Consider the following 17,217-nt stretch of genomic DNA (forward strand, 5'->3'; position numbering starts at 1 on the left):
TACCCTGGTATTTCGTTCAAGTATTCTCGCTGGCTGATGCGGCCTTGCTTCGCGCCAGTTGCTCAGCTTCCTGTTTCGCCAGCGTGCGCGCAAGAATCGCCGAGTATAGCGGTTTCCCGCCGGTAAATTGCGCTAATAGTGTTGCGCCAAGACCGGTAATAATCATTGGCAAAATGAGCTGGTAGTTATCGGTCATCTCCAGAACCAGAATGATCCCCGTTAACGGCGCGCGAATAGATGCCGCCAGTAATGCCCCCATTCCGGCAATAGCAAACGTCCCCGCCTCAAGGTGATATTGCGGAAACAGCTCAACGGCAACCATTCCGAAAGCGGTTCCCAGCACAGTACCCAGCGCCAGCATCGGGGCAAAAATACCGCCCGGCGCGCCGGAAGAGAAGCAGAGTAAGGTGGTAATGACCCGCGCGACGAAGATAAACACCAGCATTCCCATGCTGAAATTCCCCGCGGTAGCGATAGGAATCAGGTTAAAACCGCCGCCCGACGTTGCTGGTGCCACAAACCCCAGCAATCCACACAGACCGCCAATCGCACCGCCCATCAGTACCCATTTGGTAATATTGCCGCCGTGCACACGGTGCAGCAAATCCTGCATCCCCAGCACCCATTTATTAAAAATAGGGCCGAAAATGCCAAAAATAATACCGAGGATCAGATAAAGCCACAGCGTATTAAGCGGCGCGTCAGAAAGTTTACCGACGTCAATCAACGCAACTTCATGATTAAAAATCCGGTACATAATGGTCGACATAATGACACCAATAAATACCGCTTTAATCGAAATTAACGTATAGCGAAACTGCGGACGCATCTCTTCGATAATAAACAAAATACCCGCCAGCGGTGCGTTAAAGGCCGCCGCCAGCCCCGCAGCAGCACCGGTTGCCAACAGCGTATGGCGAGCTTCATCACCTTTCAGGCGGAAAATATCAAGCACCATGCGACCGATATTGCCGCCGATCTGCACGGTTGGCCCTTCGCGCCCCAACACCATGCCTCCGCCGAGTGTCCCCAGCCCGCCAAAGAATTTCACCGGCAATACACGCCACCAGCGAACAGGACGTTGATCTTCCAGCGCCCCTTCAATTTCCGGGATCCCCGACCCCCCAGCTTCTGGCGCGTATTTGCGCACCAAAAAGTAGCCGAACATCGCCAGCACCGCCGAACAGAGAAAAGCGACGGTTAACAGAAGCGGATAATTATCAGCAGTATGTACCAGCGCCCCCATACGTTGGTTCTGCAACCAAGCGACACCTTTATCAAAAGCAACCGCAGCCAGCCCGACAAGCGTGCCGACGACTGCCGCCATAAACAAAATGGCTAATGGAGTTTTATCGCGCTCAAGAAGTTGGCGAATCAGTTGTCTGCGTCGAAGGCGCGCAGCCTGTGGTATTTCTAAAGAGGGAGTATCAGTTTTCATCCAATGATCACTTATTAGTCATACAAATAAGATGACGGCATTTTACTCGCACATTGCGTGAAAATCCTTTGCAAAGCGTAATGTTTCAAATGCGTAAAACTTTTATACTCTTATGCGTCCAGGTTGCATAAGCACAGGCAACCTGATGTTTGACGAGTACTTAACTTGTTATGAATAACATAGAATAGCAGCCATTCACTTTTTCTACGAATCAGGAACCCTCCATGAGTAAGTCTGAAAATCTTTACAGCGCAGCGCGCGAGCTGATCCCTGGCGGTGTGAACTCCCCTGTTCGCGCCTTTACTGGCGTGGGCGGCACTCCACTGTTTATCGAAAAAGCGGACGGTGCTTATCTGTACGATGTTGATGGCAAAGCCTATATCGATTATGTCGGTTCCTGGGGGCCGATGGTGCTGGGCCATAACCATCCGGCAATCCGCAATGCCGTGATTGAAGCCGCTGAGCGTGGTTTAAGCTTTGGTGCACCGACCGAAATGGAAGTGAAAATGGCGCAACTGGTGACCGAACTGGTCCCGACCATGGATATGGTGCGCATGGTGAACTCCGGCACTGAAGCGACGATGAGCGCCATCCGCCTGGCCCGTGGTTTTACCGGTCGCGACAAAATCATTAAATTTGAAGGTTGTTACCACGGTCACGCTGACTGCCTGCTGGTGAAAGCCGGTTCTGGCGCACTCACGTTAGGCCAGCCAAACTCGCCGGGTGTTCCGGCAGATTTCGCCAAACATACCTTAACCTGTACTTATAACGATCTGGCTTCTGTACGCGCCGCGTTTGAGCAATACCCGCAAGAGATTGCCTGTATTATCGTCGAGCCGGTGGCAGGCAATATGAACTGTGTTCCGCCGCTGCCAGAGTTCCTGCCAGGTCTGCGCGCGCTGTGCGACGAATTTGGCGCGTTGCTGATCATCGATGAAGTGATGACCGGTTTCCGCGTAGCGCTAGCTGGCGCACAGGATTATTACGGTGTAGTGCCAGATTTAACCTGCCTCGGCAAAATCATCGGCGGTGGAATGCCGGTAGGCGCATTCGGTGGTCGTCGTGATGTAATGGATGCGCTGGCCCCGACTGGTCCGGTCTATCAGGCGGGTACGCTTTCCGGTAACCCGATTGCGATGGCAGCGGGTTTCGCCTGTCTGAATGAAGTCGCGCAGCCGGGCGTTCACGAAACGCTGGATGAGCTGACAACACGTCTGGCAGAAGGTCTGCTGGAAGCGGCAGAAGAAGCGGGAATTCCGCTGGTCGTTAACCACGTCGGTGGTATGTTCGGTATTTTCTTTACTGACGCCGAGTCCGTGACGTGCTATCAGGATGTGATGGCCTGTGACGTCGAGCGTTTTAAGCGTTTCTTCCATATGATGCTGGATGAAGGTGTTTACCTGGCACCGTCAGCGTTTGAAGCGGGCTTTATGTCCGTGGCGCACAGCATGGAAGATATCAATAACACCATCGATGCTGCACGTCGGGTGTTTACGAAGTTGTGATGATTTTGCCTCGCCCACCGGGCGAGGCATTTTATTAACGGCTCTGCTTTCTCAACAAATAGATAAAATATGGCGCGCCGATAAAGGTCGACAGCAGCCCCGCCGGGATCTGGAACGGAAACAGCACCATCCGCCCACACCAGTCAGCGAACACCAGCAGTAAACCACCCACCAGCGCTGAAATCACAATATGCGGCATCGTCCGTCGAAAGCCCATCATCCGCGCAATATGCGGTGCCATTAAACCAACAAAACTCAACGGCCCAATGGTCATTGTCGCGGTCGCCGTCAGACAGGCCGCTAACAGCAGCAGCGCAATTCGCGTCGGCGTCAGCGCCATTCCTACGGCTCGTGCGGTATCACCACCCAGCGGTAAAATGGTCAGCCAGCGACGGCACAGTGGAGTAATCGCCAGCAAAATCACCATCACAATTCCGGTGCGCCAGACCTGCGCATCGGTGGCGTTGTAGGTCGAACCAGAGATCCAGGTCAGCACTTGCGCCATTCGCGGGTCACCACTTGCCTGCAACATCATCAAAAGCATGGTGAACGCGGTACTTAACGCCATCCCCGCCAGTAACATGCGGTGTGGGGAAAATCCACCGCGCCCGGCGGCGATCATAATGATCAACAAGGTCACCGCTGCACCGAGACTTCCCGCGGGTAACAGCCAGCCAAAGGCATTACCCGGCACCAGAAACAGCATTAACACCACGCCAAACGCCGCGCCGGAGCTAATCCCCAGCACTTCCGGGCTTGCCATCGGGTTTCCGGTCAGCCGCTGAATAATGCAGCCCGCTACCGCCAGCATAACGCCCGCAAACAGCGCGGCCAAAATTCGCGGCCAGCGCCAGGGCATTAAATCCTCGAGCAGCGCCCCGCTCGCCCACGTCCAGCCATGCGCATCACGACCAAACGACAACGCCACCGCCACAGCCATCAACAGCAGCACGCCGCCCGCGAGGGCAAACGCCAGCACGTGTTGGCGTTCAGTCGCCACCCAATCGTTCACTTTCATATCTGGCGCACTAATGCTGCGTAAACGCGGCAGCAGCCACAGCAGCAGCGGCGCACCGATCAACGCAGTGACCGAACCGGTAGAAACTTCCATCCACACGCGAGTCAGCCAGAGGATGATTTGATCGGAAAGCCAGAGGATCAGCGCCCCAATCAGCGACGCCAGCATCAGTCGCGGCAGCAGACGCCGCGCGCCCAGCATTTTTGCCAGCAGCGGCGCGAACAAGCCGATAAAGCCGATAATCCCCACCGCGTTCACCAGCAACGCACTGATGATAATCGCCAGCGACAGCGCCGCCAGACGCGCCAGCGACAAGGCCAGACCGAGATTGCGCGCCACGCCATCATCAAGCCCCATCAGGGTTAACGGGCGAAGTAGCAGTAACGTCAGTATCACGCCGCCCAGCAGCTGCGGCCATAAACGCTCAACGCCGCCCCAGTCGGTTTGCGTCAACGTTCCGGTGCTCCACAGGAACATGCTTTGCAGTTGGTCATGATGGAAGATAACCAGTAACTGATTGATTGCCCCACAATAAAGGCTCACTACCAGCCCCGCGAGGATCAGCGTTACCGGCGAAAGCCGTTTCCCCCACGCGACGCCAAAGACAATTAAGCCAACAACACAAGCCCCTGCCAGCGCGGCAAATTGGCTCGCCATCGCCCCAGGGATCGCCCAAAGCGTCGTGACGGTAATCCCCAGTTGCGCGCCTGTAGCAACGCCCAACGTCGTCGGTTCCGCCAGCGGGTTACGCAGCACTTGCTGAAACAGCACGCCCACCAGCCCCAGGCCCGCGCCCACCAGTAGCGAAATCGCCAGACGCGGCAGCAAGCTGTAGTGAAAAATCATCTGCTCGATGACATCGATATCCGGCGACCAGGCAGCCTGCGCCCATTGGCTACGCGGCAGCGCCTGCGAAAAGTTCATCCAGGTCAGCGCCGTAGCGACAATCACCAACAGCGCCAGCAATAACGCAGGGAAAAGCGCAATTCGTTTACTCACGCTTTACCTCCGATGGCGTTATCCAGAATACGTACAAAGTGCATTGCCGAAAGCGTCGCACCATAAAACCAGACTGCGGGTACGCGCTGAAAGCGTCCGGCGCGGACAAACGGCATGGCCTGCCACAGCGGGGTTGCCATTAGCGCGTCCATGTCTTTGCTGTTGTCGTGATCAAAACAGAGCACATCAACATCTTTATACGCCGCCAGACGATCGATACTGACGGTAGTACTGCCCCAGAAGTTGGTTTCTCCCTGCCAGGCATTCACAATGCCGTATTCATCGAGAATTTCCTGGAACAGGCTGTTTGGACCGAAGACCAGCATATGGCGCGGATCGAGAAGCGACGTCAGCAATAACGGGCGCGCTCCACGCTTCACAAAGCGGGGTTTCATGCTGCGGATAAAGTCTTCATATTGCGCTAAATGCGTTTCTGCTGCGCTTTGTAGATTAAGTAAATCCGCCATTTCCGTCAGCGATTTACGCGCCATCGCCAGCGGCTGTTTGCCGTCGCTGAAGTTAAATCCGCGTCCCGGCGCAATGCGTGCCAGCATTTCTGGCGAAGGGCCATATCCCGCCGACCAGACCATAAACGACGGTTTCATTTCGGTCAGCAGTTCAAGGTTAGGTTCTGTACGCAAACCAACGTCAATCACCGAATCTGGCAATGGCGGTTCGCTGACCCACAGGCGATAGTTAATGGTATCCGCCACGCCGTAAGGTACGATGCCGAGCGCCAGCAGTAATTCCACCGGCAACCACTCCAGCGCCACAACGCGATGTGGATCAATAGCCGCCGCACGGGCGGTATTCATCTGCCATAGCAACGGAGAAAGCGCCATCGCCGTTAACAGTCGGCGGCGCGAAATAAGAGGTAAACCGCTCATCAATAAACAAAACTCACAGGTGCAGCACCCGCCGGATGCGGCAAAATCCCCATCGGGATGCCATAAATCATTTCGAGGGTTTCGCCGCGCATAATTTCCGCAGGCGTTCCCTGAGCAATCATTTCACCACCGCGCAGGGCGACCAGATAATCACAATAGCGCGCCGCCATATTGATATCGTGCAGCACAGCAATGACCGTCAGACCACGTTCCTGACTTAAACGATGCACCAGCGCCAGCACGTCAACCTGGTGGGCGATATCCAGCGCCGAGGTCGGTTCATCCAGCAGCAGGCAACGGCTGTCCTGCGCCACCAGCATGGCGATCCACGCTCGCTGACACTCGCCGCCGGAGAGACTATCGACCAGCCGATGCGCCAGCGGTTTTAAGCCAACCAGCGAAATCGCCTCTTCGACCTTTTCGCGATCTGCCGCGCCAAAGCGCCCCAGCGCGCCATGCCACGGGTAACGGCCAATCGCCACCAGTTCACGCACGGTCATCCCTTCTGCCGGAGGAAGCTGCTGCGGCAAATAAGCCACTTTGCGGGCGAATGCTTTGCTGCTCCAGCTTTCCAGCGGCTGGGTATCAAGAAGGATTTCGCCTTCCGACGGTGGCTGATGACGGCCAAGCATTTTGAGCAGAGTGGATTTACCAGAACCGTTGTGACCAATCAGACCGGTCACTTTCCCGGCAGGAAAGGTTAACGACAGCGGATGCAAAAGCGTGCGCCCTGGCACACGAAAGGAGATATTACGCAGTGCAAAAGTGGTATCGGAATGATTCGTGTATTCCTGCATAACAGCCAACTTGTGAAGCGGGCACGGAAATCCGTGCCCCAAAGAGAAAATTAGAAACGGAAGGTTGCGGTTGCAACGACCTGACGTTCTGCGCCCCAGAAGCAGCCATAGGTGTTAAAGCAGCTGGCGACGTATTCACGATCGAACAGGTTGTTAACATGCAGCGCTACGTTGGAGCCAGCCATACCGACTCGCGCCAGATCATAACGCACTAACGCATCCACGACCGTATAACTTCCCACTTTAAAGGAGTTCGCCGGATCGCCGTAGCTGGAGCCAGTATAACGACCGCCAGTACCCAGCGTCAGACCTGAAAGTGGACCGTCAAAGAAGGTGTAATCAGCCCACAGAGAAGCCATGTGTTTTGGCACCTGCGCAGGCGTATTGCCTTTGTAGGTGGTATCGGTGGTGTATTCCGCGTCGGTATAGGTATAAGAACCGACCACGTTAACACTCGCCGACAGCGCCGCTTTTGCTTCGATCTCTACGCCACGCGCACGGATCTCGCCACCTTCAACCGAGAAGAAGGAACCCTCAGGATCCGCCATCAGGTTGTTGGTTTTGGTGAGATTATACAGCGCGCCAGTCACCACAATTGGGCGATCTTCCGGTACGTATTTCACGCCGACTTCGTACTGCTTACCTTTAGACGGTGCGAAAATATTACCATCCTTCCCGACCTGTGAAGAAGGTTCAAACGATTCGCTATAGCTGAAGTACGGTGTTACGCCGTTATCAAACAGGTAGTTAACGCCACCACGCCAGGTGAACTGTTTGTCATCACGCTTGTCTGTCGTTCCCGCTACGCGGTTAAGAGATTCTTGATCCGCCCAGTCGTAACGACCGCCCAGAGTGACCAGCACTTTATCCCACTGCGCCTGATCCTGAACGTAAATACCCGTTTGCTTCTGCTTATTCAGAATGCGGTACGGGCCGGAGTTTGCCGGATCTTTGGCATTGAAATCGAAATCTGTATTCACCGGATTGTACAGATCGAGAAGTGGCACGGAGTCGTCGTAACCAAACCAGGCATTGATGTCATTACGCATACGCATAAAGTCGACACCGGTCAGCAGGGTGTGGTCGATATCGCCAGTGGCGAATTTGCTTTGCAACTGGGTATCAACAGAGAAGTTTTGCAGCTTCTCATCATCAACGACGTATTTACGCGCCAGATAATGGCCTTTATCCGCTGGCGCTAAAGCTGCACACTGCTGGCTGTAAGCATTCGCCGGATCGGAGCAGACGCCGTAACCATAAACGCTGTTTTGCGAGGTTTTGTTTTCAGCAAAGCGCAGGTTCTGACGCACAGTAAAGGTGTCGTTAAATTCGTGGTCGAAGCTGTAGCCAATCATCTTCTCATTACGAGAATAGGTGTTGTTCTTCGCCCCTTCGTTAAAGTCAGTCGGCAGACGCTTACCGTTTGGCAGCGTATCGACGGTCCCTTCTTTCGGCAACCAGCCGTAATAACCGGTTTCCGGTTCATTCTGGAAGTAAGAAAGGAAGGTGAAATTGGTTTTATCGTCCGGACGCCAGGTGAACGCTGGAGCAATAGCATAACGCTGCTCTTCCGCGCCCTTTTGCTGGGCATTGGCAGAGCGCGCAAGTCCGGTCAGACGATAAGAGTAAACGCCATCATCATCCAGCGCATCGCTGAAATCAAAACCGGTCTGGAACAGGCTATCAGTCCCTGCTTTAAACTGAATTTCTTTCAGCGGTTCGGTGGTCGGGCGCTTGCTGACCATATTCAGCAAGCCGCCAGGGCTGCTTTTTCCGTACAGCACAGATACCGGACCACGCATGATTTCAGCGCGCTCCAGCATATACGGGTCGATGACCGCATCGTTATAGAAGTTGCCCTGCATCTTCAGGCCATTCAGATAGTTGTTCTGGCTTTGACCGTCAGCTGCGAAACCACGGATGATCAGGTAATCGTAAGTGTTGGATGCGCCACGGGTTCCCACGGCAACGCCAGGGGTGTAGCTAAGCGCCTCTTTAACTGACTTCGGCTGATGCAGCGCCATCTCTTCGGCGGTCACAACAGAAATAGACTGTGGCACTTTTTGAATCGGCGTATCTGTTTTGGTGCCGGTGGCGGACTGTCGCGCCGCAATAGTTGCAGCCGGCCCCCATGCGCTTTCTTGCGGCGCAGGTGCAGCGGTAACGGTGATAGTGTCTTCTTTCGGTTCAACCGCTGCCTGTGCATAAACAGACATGCCGCTAACCGCTGTGGCTACTACAACTGCGATTTTACGCAGCGAGTGTTTTGGCTGAGCAGTTTTGGAACGCGCCATTGGTATATCTCTGATGAAAGTGAATGATAACGTAAACGAGAATGATTATTATAAAGATAAAATAATATTCGAAACGGCGAGACGATAGCAAGCAGTACCCATCAGAGATCCAACCAAAGGGTCAATAAATAACCAGATGAAAAGAAAGGGTTAATGCTTTTGGAGGGATGTTATTTTACCGGATGGCTACTCGCCATCCGGTATGTCACGCTTAGACGTTAATTACTACCAAACATATCCTTGATCCAGCCTGCCACGCCGTCGCTGTCTTTCTGCTGCTGTTGAGCAGGTTGCTGTTGCGGCTGTGAAGACTGATCAAATGGATTGCCTGACGGCTGCTGCTGTACCTCACTCTGCTGGCACAGCGATTGCGGATCGCTGGTCCAGACCGGCAAAGTACGCATACCACCGCTGCAAACAAAGTTACCATCGTAATCCACGCCCATATCCACGATATCTTCCGGCGGTACAAGATTCAGCGGTGTTGGTGTCTGATTAGCCAGATAACGCTGGTAAATCGACATCGCCCCGCTGGCACCGTACAGCTTAGTCGGCTGGTTGTTATCGCGGCCGACCCAGGTGATGGTCACCGTGCTGCCGTCAATGCCCGCAAACCAGGTATCAACGTTGTTGTTGGTAGTCCCCGTTTTCCCTGCCAGATGCAGGTTTGGATATTTCGCCCCAAGCTGACGCCCTGTACCACGTTGCACCACTTGCTGCATGGTCCACAGCGTCAGATACGCCGCCTGCGCCGGAACTGCGCGTTCCGCCTGCGGGAAGCTCTGATACAGCACCTTACCATCTTCCGCGATTACCGAACGCAGCGCAGAAAGCGGCGCGCGGTTACCGCCGCTGGCGATAGTCTGGAACGCCTGCGCCACTTCGATTGGCGTTAAGTTCAGCGCTCCCAGCAACATTGCCGGAACTGGATTCAACTGGTCTTTCGGCACGCCCAGTTTGATCCAGGTATCCGTAACCGCAGGCAGCCCCAGCGCCATCCCCAGATTCACCGTCGGCACGTTCATCGAACGGGTCAACGCATCCACCAGCATCACTCTGCCGCTTTCGCTATAGCGACGATCATCGTTCTGCGGTGACCAGACCTGACCGTTCGGCTGACGCAGCGCGATTGGCGCATCAGCAATCCACGTGTTCAAGCGATAGATTTTCGGCTGACTTAACGCCGTAAGGTAAGTCGCTGGTTTTGCCAGTGAACCAATCGAACGACGCGCCTGCATCGCACGGTTGTAGCCCGCGAACTGCGGTTCAGCCCCCCCGACCATCGCACGGACTTCGCCACTAAAGCGGTCAACGACGACAATCGCCGTTTCCAGATCGCTCAACTTACGCTGTTTCTTCAGTGCAGGAATGCCTTCTACGGCAGCTTTTTCTGCCGCATCCTGGGCCACTGAGTCAAAAGTAGTGAAGATCTTCACACCAGAGAGATCTTTCACCTTATCGCCCAGTTTCGCCTGCAACTCCTGACGCACCAGCTGCATAAAGGCTGGCTGAGGAGAGATTACTCCGCCGCGTGGCTGTACGCCCAGCGGTCGCGCACTCAGCATTTCATACAGTTCGCCGTCAATAATCTGCTGTTGTTGCAGCAAACGCAGCACCAGGTTACGTCGCTCCAGCGCCAGTTTCGGATTACGCCACGGGTTGTAGATCGACGCGCCTTTCACCATGCCAACTAACAGCGCCTGCTGGTCAAGGCTCAACTCTTCTACCGGGCGACCAAAGTAATACAGGCTCGCCAGCGGGAAGCCACGAATTTCGTTGTCGCCGCTCTGACCGAGATACACCTCGTTCATATACAGCTCAAGAATGCGATCTTTGCTGTAACGTGCATCCATGATCAACGCCATATAGGCTTCGTTCGCTTTACGCCAGTAAGAACGTTCGCTGGAGAGGAACAGGTTTTTCACTAACTGTTGCGTCAGTGTACTCGCCCCCTGCACCGTGCGTCCGGCTGTCAGGTTTGCCAATACTGCACGTCCAATGGAGTAGAGGCTGATGCCATCATGCTCGTAGAAATGACGGTCTTCTGTCGCCAGCAAGGTATCTACCAGCAAGTCCGGGAAACCACTGCGCGGCACAAACAGACGCTGCTCACCGTTTGGTGAGGAGATCATGGTGATCAGGCGCGGATCAAGACGGAAGAAACCGAACTGACGGTTGTTCTCCATATTGACGATGGTCGCCAGATGATCACCATCAAAAGTCAGACGCGCACGCACCTGCCCTTCTTTACTGTCCGGGAAATCAAACGGACGGCGGATCATTTCAATGCTGTTGGCCTGCACGGTAAATTCGCCAGGACGGGTCATCTTCGACACCTGACGATACTGGGTCGCCTCCAGCAGTTTCACCATCTCGTTCTTGCTGATGGTCATATCTGGTTCAAGGTTAACCATTCGGCCATAGACCGCCGCTGGCAACTGCCAGACCTTGCCATCAATACGGCTACGAATTTTTTGATCGAGATAAACGCCGTAAATGGCGATCAGCACGGCAAAAACGATAGCCAGTTTTAGCAGCAGCCATAACCAGCCGCGTTTGCCACGAGGCTTACGCCCTTTTCCTTTGCCCTTTCCTTTGCGCGGCATCGGTTCTTCGTCCTCATAGTCATCATAATCGTCGTAATCATCGTCGTCTTCGTAACGACGACGGCTTACCTTTTGTTTGACTGGACGCGTCGGTTTCCCTTTGCGTCCAATTGGCTCGCGGTCATTCCCGGCCATGCTTTTTCTCCGCAATATTCAGGCGCAAAAGCCCGATTTTCTGTTCTTCTGTTGCAATACAGAAGAAGATATCTCTCAAAATGCTTTTCTCCCTCTCCCTGTGGGAGAGGGCCGGGGTGAGGGCATCAGCGCGCACATTGCCCCTATGCCCGTTTACCAACCTTACGAATACTTTTTCGTCCGCCGCGTTGGTGCGGTATTCGCCGGGTCGTCCGGCCAGACGTGTTTGGGATAACGCCCTTTCATCTCCTTTTGCACCTCACGATACGCCCCTTTCCAGAAGGCCCCCAAATCACGCGTGATTTGCAGCGGCCTTTGGGCGGGTGAAAGCAACTCCAGCACCAGTGGCACACGCCCCTGGGCGATTGTCGGATTGGTGGCTTCGCCAAACATCTCCTGCATTCTTACTGCCAGCGCAGGCGGGTTATCTTCATGATAACGAATGGCGATCCGACTTCCCGTCGGCACAGTGTAATGCGCAGGCAGGGAACTCACCAGACGTTGCTGCATTCCCCAATCGAGTAATCCATGCAGCGCCTGGTAAATATCGACTGATTTCAGGCCACGCAGCGAATGTACACCGCTCATATGCGGCAACAACCACGTTTCCAGCGTCGCCAATAAACTCGCGTCATCGACCGCTGGCCAGTCATACTCTGGTAACCACTTCGCAGCGCACAGTAAACGCAGGCGTAGCTGTTCCGCTTCTGGCGTCCAGTTGAGGACGTTTAATCCTTTATCGCGTATACCGTTAAGCATCGCCTGATGTAATTCTTCTTCCGAAGGTTTCGCTAGTGGCTGCACTTTTACCGTGAGCTGGCCAATTTGCAGCCGACGCCAGGCTTTCAGCGTGCCTTGAGCATCGTCCCACTCCACAGTGTCAGACTGCTGCACCAGTTGCGGGCAACGTTCTACTAACGTATCAATATCGACCGGCAGCGCCAGCAAAATCCGCGCATCCGGCGAGGCGCTGCCCTGCAATAATAACGGTGCGATCAGCCATTCGTGGCGGTTTAACGCGTCGTCGGCATCCAGCATCGCCCCCATACCGTTCGCCAGTTGATAGCGACCATCTTGCCCACGCCGACGAGCAATACGATCGGCAAACGCCCCGGCAAGTAGCGGCGCAATAAGCGAACTGTCCTCCTCACCGCCGCGTACGTTTAAGCGTTTCAACAGTTGCTGACTACGTTGCTGCCAGGCAGGTTGATTGCGCGAGAACGCCACGCCAAGATCGCCATTACCCATCCGTGGCGGTTCTTCGAGAATGGCGGCAATTTTTGCGGCGGTAGCCGCTTCATCGTCATTCTTCGCGCTCACCAGCATTGCCGCTAAACGCGGATCGTTACCCAGCGCCGCCATTTTTTGCCCTTGCGCACTAAGCCGTTCACCGTCCAGCGCCCCCAGCATGTGTAACAGACGTTTCGCCGCCTGTAGATTCACCGCTGGCGGGTGATCCAGCCAGTTCATCTGTGCCGGATCGCTACATCCCCATTGCAGTAATTCCATCAACAAACCGGAGAGATCGCTTTGTAAGATCTCCGGTTCACTTTGCGCTGCGGCGCGTTCCGCCTGCTCTTTAGCGATTAAATGCAGGCAAATACCTGGCTCCAGACGCCCGGCGCGCCCGGCACGTTGGGTCATCGACGCCTGGCTAACGCGCTGAGTGATCAACCGAGTAAGACCCGTACGCGGATCAAAGCGCGCTACCCTTTCCTGGGCGCAATCCACCACCAGACGGATACCTTCGATGGTTAGACTGGTTTCAGCGATGTTGGTCGCCAGCACCACTTTGCGCATTCCTTGCGGCGCAGGGAGGATAGCTTTTCGCTGATCGTTCAGCGACAACGCGCCATACAGCGGGCAGAGCAAAACGTCACTACCGATGCGCGAAGCCAGCTGTTCCTGCACACGCTGAATCTCCCCGACGCCGGGTAAAAACAGCAGTAACGATCCCGTCTCCTGGCGCAGCAGTTCGGCGGTAGCAACTGCGACGGCTTCGTCAAAACGCTGATGTGCGGGCAACGGCTGATAACGCCGCTCAACCGGAAACGAGCGCCCTTCTGAGATGACGATAGGCGCTTGCGGCAGCATTTGCTGCAAGCGGTCGTTGTCCAGGGTCGCCGACATAATCATCAACTTTAAGTCATCGCGCAGCCCTTGTTGCACATCCAGTAACAATGCCAGCGCCAGATCCGCCTGCAAGCTGCGTTCATGGAACTCATCGAGGATCACAAGCCCCACGCCGTTCAGCTCCGGGTCGTGTTGGATCATTCGCGTCAGCACGCCTTCGGTGACCACTTCCAGACGAGTATTCGGCCCGACGCAGTTTTGCGCACGCATCCGGTAGCCAACTGTGTCGCCAGGCTTTTCGTTCAGCAGCTCCGCCAGGCGTTGCGCAACGTTACGCGCCGCCAGTCGACGTGGCTCCAACAGGATGATTTTCCCGTGAATCCCTGAATGCGCCAGCAGTTGCAGCGGTAGCCAGGTCGATTTTCCGGCTCCGGTCGGCGCACTTAATAACACCTGCGGCGCATAATCGAGGGCGGCAAATAATTCAGGTAAGACGGCTGCAACGGGTAACGACGACACAAAACGCTCCAGAGGGTTAACATTCTTCGCGCCACATTGTAGCATCGCGGTAATTCATAACCGAGTGCCTGACATGTCTGAACCGCAACGGCTGTTCTTTGCCATTGACCTACCTGCTGAAATCCGCGAACAGATTATTCACTGGCGCGCCGCACAGTTTCCACCTGAAGCAGGCCGCCCGGTTGCTGCTGAGAATTTGCATCTGACGTTGGCGTTTTTAGGCGAAGTAAGCGCAGACAAAGAGAAGGCGCTCTCACTGCTGGCCGGGCGAATTCGTCAACCCGGTTTTACACTCACGCTTGATGACGCAGGTCAGTGGCTGCGTTCACGCGTGGTATGGTTGGGTATGCGCCAGCCGCCGCGCGGCTTAATCCAACTGGCGAATATGCTTCGTTCTCAGGCAGCACGCAGTGGTTGTTTTCAAAGCAATCGACCATTTCATCCGCATATCACCTTATTGCGCGACGCCAGCGAGGCGGTAACAATCCCACCGCCTGGTTTTAACTGGTCATATGAGGTGAAGGAGTTCACTCTTTATGCTTCCTCGTTTGCCCGTGGGCGTACACGTTACACACCGCTCAAACGCTGGACGCTGACGCAATAACAAGGATTGTCATAATGGAATTTTCTCCTCCTTTACAGCGCGCCACGCTAATTCAGCGTTATAAACGCTTTTTAGCCGATGTGATCACACCTGATGGTCGTGAATTGACGCTACACTGCCCCAACACTGGCGCGATGACCGGTTGTGCAACGCCTGGCGATACCGTCTGGTATTCGACTTCCGACAATACAAAACGGAAATACCCGCACACCTGGGAATTAACCCAAAGCCAAAGCGGCGCATTTATTTGCGTTAATACGCTTTGGGCGAATAGATTGACGAAAGAGGCTATCCTTAATGGGGAAATTTCGGAGCTATCAGGCTATAGCTCGCTGAAAAGCGAAGTAAAATACGGTGCCGAGCGCAGTCGTATTGACCTCATGTTACAGGCGAGGTTTCGACCTGACTGCTATATTGAAGTGAAATCGGTTACGTTAGCGGAAAATGAGCAAGGTTACTTTCCCGATGCCGTTACCCAACGTGGGCAGAAACATCTTCGGGAGTTGATGAGCGTAGCGGCTGAAGGCCAACGTGCGGTGATTTTTTTCGCTGTACTGCATTCAGCCATTACACGGTTTTCACCCGCGCGCCACATCGATGAGAAATACGCGCAACTATTGTCAGAAGCACAACAGAGGGGAGTAGAAATTCTGGCTTATAAAGCGGAACTTTCTGCTGAAGGTATGGCTCTTAAAAAATCACTGCCTGTTACATTGTAGTAGTGTAAGTAACTGGTTAATTTACATTCTGGTCGCGTGCGCAAATACGCTTTTCCTCACACAGTTGTCAAGTGTTACGTTTAGATAATTGCTATCCGGAAAAGCATCTGCTATTTATAGCGGCCTCATTTTTCCCCCGAACATGGGGATCGATAGTGCGTGTTAAGGAGAAGCAACATGCAAGAAGGGCAAAACCGTAAAACATCGTCCCTGAGTATTCTCGCCATCGCTGGGGTGGAGCCATATCAGGAGAAGCCGGGCGAAGAGTATATGAACGAAGCCCAGCTGGCGCACTTCCGTCGTATTCTGGAAGCATGGCGTAATCAACTCAGGGATGAAGTCGATCGCACCGTTACACATATGCAGGATGAAGCAGCCAACTTCCCGGACCCGGTAGACCGTGCAGCCCAGGAAGAAGAGTTCAGCCTCGAACTGCGTAACCGCGATCGCGAGCGTAAGCTGATCAAAAAGATCGAGAAGACGCTGAAAAAAGTGGAAGACGAAGATTTCGGCTACTGCGAATCTTGCGGTGTTGAAATTGGTATTCGTCGTCTAGAAGCGCGCCCGACAGCCGATCTGTGCATCGACTGCAAAACGCTGGCTGAAATTCGCGAAAAACAGATGGCTGGCTAATTACAGCCGTTCCATCACGTTTACCACAGGCGGGAAATACTCCCGCCTTATTTTTTGTTCAAAGAGATGACAGACACACAGTATATTGGTCGCTTCGCCCCCTCTCCTTCCGGCGAGCTTCATTTTGGCTCTCTGATCGCTGCGCTTGGCAGCTATTTGCAGGCTCGCGCCCGGCAAGGTCGCTGGCTGGTACGCATTGAAGATATCGACCCGCCTCGTGAAGTTCCCGGTGCCGCAGAAACTATCCTACGCCAGCTGGAACATTACGGCCTGCACTGGGACGGCGATGTTCTTTGGCAATCCCAACGTCACGACGCCTATCGCGAAGCACTCGCCTGGTTACATGAGCAAGAGCTAAGTTATTACTGCACCTGCACGCGTGCGCGTATCCAAAGCATTGGCGGTATTTACGACGGTCATTGCCGAACATTGCATCATGGACCAGACAACGCGGCTGTGCGTATTCGGCAGTTGTATCCGGTCACGCAGTTTACTGATCAACTACGCGGAATTATTCACGCCGACGAAAAACTGGCGCGAGAAGATTTTATTATTCATCGTCGTGATGGTTTGTTCGCCTATAACCTGGCGGTGGTGGTAGATGATCACTTCCAGGGCGTCACAGAAATTGTTCGTGGGGCAGATTTAATTGAACCGACAGTGCGGCAAATCTCGCTGTACCAGCTTTTTGGCTGGCAGGTGCCAGATTACATTCATTTACCGCTGGCGCTAAACGCACAAGGCACTAAACTTTCCAAGCAGAATCATGCGCCTGCGTTACCGAAAGGCGATCCGCGCCCTGTGCTAATGGCGGCACTTCATTTTCTGGGTCAGCAGGCAGAAGCGCACTGGCAGGATTACAGCGTAGAGCAAATCCTTCAGTCAGCCGTCAAAAACTGGACGCTGACCGCCGTGCCAGAGTCGGCAATTGTAAATTCAACATTCTCAAATGCGTCATGCTGAGCTATGATTAGCCGCTATTTTTTTGTC

At 54.3% G+C, this 17,217-nt stretch carries 12 protein-coding genes; 5 read left to right on the top strand and 7 right to left on the bottom strand.

Annotated elements, in window-relative coordinates:
* Positions 1–16: 16 nt before the first annotated feature.
* A complete protein-coding gene (gene clcA, locus AACS80_RS02740) occupies positions 17–1,438 on the bottom strand; it encodes a H(+)/Cl(-) exchange transporter ClcA (RefSeq protein ID WP_063610350.1) in 1,422 nt (473 codons plus the stop codon).
* Between the two features lie 224 nt (positions 1,439–1,662).
* Between clcA and hemL the strand changes: the two genes are divergently transcribed.
* Positions 1,663–2,943 (top strand): glutamate-1-semialdehyde 2,1-aminomutase, encoded by a 1,281-nt coding sequence (gene hemL / locus AACS80_RS02745; RefSeq protein ID WP_135409485.1) that lies wholly within the window; start codon positions 1,663–1,665, stop codon positions 2,941–2,943.
* A gap of 34 nt (positions 2,944–2,977) precedes the next feature.
* On the opposite strand, the gene fhuB is transcribed toward hemL, so the two are convergent.
* From fhuB to hrpB, 6 genes are all read right to left on the bottom strand, one after another.
* Positions 2,978–4,960, bottom strand: a complete 1,983-nt coding sequence (gene fhuB / locus AACS80_RS02750) for a Fe(3+)-hydroxamate ABC transporter permease FhuB (protein ID WP_135409484.1) — start codon at positions 4,958–4,960, stop codon at positions 2,978–2,980.
* Positions 4,957–5,847 carry a Fe(3+)-hydroxamate ABC transporter substrate-binding protein FhuD gene (gene fhuD, locus AACS80_RS02755; RefSeq protein WP_130204999.1) on the bottom strand — a complete coding sequence of 297 codons (891 nt, stop codon included), beginning with the start codon at positions 5,845–5,847 and terminating at the stop codon, positions 4,957–4,959. The genes fhuB and fhuD overlap by 4 nt, the downstream gene beginning before the upstream one ends.
* On the bottom strand, positions 5,847–6,644 hold the full coding sequence (gene fhuC / locus AACS80_RS02760; protein ID WP_135409483.1) for a Fe3+-hydroxamate ABC transporter ATP-binding protein FhuC: 798 nt from the start codon (positions 6,642–6,644) through the stop codon (positions 5,847–5,849). The genes fhuD and fhuC overlap by 1 nt, the downstream gene beginning before the upstream one ends.
* 50 nt (positions 6,645–6,694) lie before the next feature.
* Positions 6,695–8,938 carry a ferrichrome porin FhuA gene (gene fhuA / locus AACS80_RS02765; RefSeq protein WP_130260750.1) on the bottom strand — a complete coding sequence of 748 codons (2,244 nt, stop codon included), beginning with the start codon at positions 8,936–8,938 and terminating at the stop codon, positions 6,695–6,697.
* Between the two features lie 218 nt (positions 8,939–9,156).
* Entirely contained in the window at positions 9,157–11,679 is a 2,523-nt protein-coding gene (mrcB, locus tag AACS80_RS02770; protein WP_130257830.1) for a bifunctional glycosyl transferase/transpeptidase, read from the bottom strand.
* Between the two features lie 162 nt (positions 11,680–11,841).
* A complete protein-coding gene (gene hrpB, locus AACS80_RS02775; protein ID WP_135409482.1) occupies positions 11,842–14,271 on the bottom strand; it encodes an ATP-dependent helicase HrpB in 2,430 nt (809 codons plus the stop codon).
* A gap of 73 nt (positions 14,272–14,344) precedes the next feature.
* Here hrpB and thpR point away from each other — a divergent pair, with 73 nt between their 5' ends.
* From thpR to gluQRS, 4 genes are all read left to right on the top strand, one after another.
* A complete protein-coding gene (thpR, locus tag AACS80_RS02780; RefSeq protein ID WP_130204991.1) occupies positions 14,345–14,875 on the top strand; it encodes an RNA 2',3'-cyclic phosphodiesterase in 531 nt (176 codons plus the stop codon).
* A gap of 14 nt (positions 14,876–14,889) precedes the next feature.
* A complete protein-coding gene (gene sfsA / locus AACS80_RS02785) occupies positions 14,890–15,594 on the top strand; it encodes a DNA/RNA nuclease SfsA (protein ID WP_130204989.1) in 705 nt (234 codons plus the stop codon).
* Positions 15,595–15,771: 177 nt separating this feature from the next.
* Positions 15,772–16,227, top strand: coding sequence for an RNA polymerase-binding protein DksA (gene dksA / locus AACS80_RS02790; protein WP_001155227.1), 456 nt, complete (start codon positions 15,772–15,774; stop codon positions 16,225–16,227).
* A 66-nt stretch (positions 16,228–16,293) separates the two neighbouring features.
* Positions 16,294–17,190 carry a tRNA glutamyl-Q(34) synthetase GluQRS gene (gluQRS, locus tag AACS80_RS02795; RefSeq protein ID WP_135409481.1) on the top strand — a complete coding sequence of 299 codons (897 nt, stop codon included), beginning with the start codon at positions 16,294–16,296 and terminating at the stop codon, positions 17,188–17,190.
* The last annotated feature ends 27 nt before the right edge of the window (positions 17,191–17,217 follow it).

The organism is Escherichia sp. E4385, assembly GCF_963883145.1.
Taxonomy (GTDB): domain Bacteria; phylum Pseudomonadota; class Gammaproteobacteria; order Enterobacterales; family Enterobacteriaceae; genus Escherichia.